2 pseudogenes are annotated in these 967 nt (G+C 69.4%); both read left to right on the top strand.

Features of this window, described 5'->3' with window-relative positions:
* A pseudogene (locus tag C7C45_RS34850) lies at positions 1 to 353 on the top strand (hypothetical protein); the annotation flags it as partial.
* 338 nt (positions 354 to 691) lie between these two features.
* Positions 692 to 967: pseudogene (locus C7C45_RS07615) on the top strand (helicase); the annotation flags it as partial.

The following is a 967-nucleotide window of genomic DNA, read 5'->3' as shown; positions in this document are numbered from 1 at the left end:
TCAACGAGGAGAAGGCCGAGCGGCCGGCCGCGGGCAAGCCCGAGCACGCCGAGCTGGCGGGTGATCCGCAGGTACGCGCCGTGGGCGCCGGCTGGACCACCGTGCTGGTGGCCCGCCTGGACGGGGCGGTCGGCGGTAAGCCGGCCGACGCGAAGCCGGCCGTGCCACCGGCCGGCGCCGCACCCGACGTGGACCTGTCGAAGCTGCTCGGCGGGCTCGCGGCGGTCAAGGGCGACTGGGGCAGCGGTCGGCTGCTCACCGGCAAGCTGTTCAGTGTCCTGCTCACCGACGACGGCCGGGTGCTCGCCGGCGCGGTCACTCCCGAACGGCTCTACCAGGCTGCTCGCGGCTGATCCACAGATCTTCGCGCCGGGTCGACCTCGCGGTTGGCCCGGCGCGTCATCGTGTCCGCCCCTGCCACGTGCGGACAGACATCGGCCTCGCCAGGTCCTGAGTCGGCGGCCAGCCGCGCCACCACCGCCGCGCGATCACCGGCGCCGACCCGCCGGGCTTGGTGAACACCGGCGGAACGCGCTATCTTCAACAGTTCGTGGGCATAAAAAAGAACGGCTTAAAAGCCGTTTCTGCATAGGATTCTATTCTTTAGGGAGACGGCTTGTCAAGGCACTCCGGCGGTTCCGGCGAATTGCCGCTCGACGACGAGATTGGTCGCGAGCAGGAGTACGTCTCGATGCTCTACGACCGCCTGGACGGGCTGCGTGAGCAGGCCGCCCAACGGCTCACCGCCGAGTTGCGCAACACCGGCGGAACCCTGCAGGACCGCTCGCAGCGGGACAGCTCGGTAGCGATGTACGCCGATCAGGTCGAACAGTTCTCCGCCGTGGAGAACGGGCTCTGCTTCGGCCGCCTCGACGGCGATGACGACTCCCGTCGCTACATCGGCCGGCTCGGCATCTTCGACACCACCGGTGATTACGACCCGCTGCTGATGGACTGGCGGGCCCCC

The organism is Micromonospora arborensis, from assembly GCF_003205615.1.
GTDB classification, from domain to species: Bacteria; Actinomycetota; Actinomycetes; order Mycobacteriales; family Micromonosporaceae; genus Micromonospora; species Micromonospora arborensis.
Note: the sequence above shows the minus strand (reverse complement) of the source record. Positions and strands in the feature narration are given on the sequence as shown.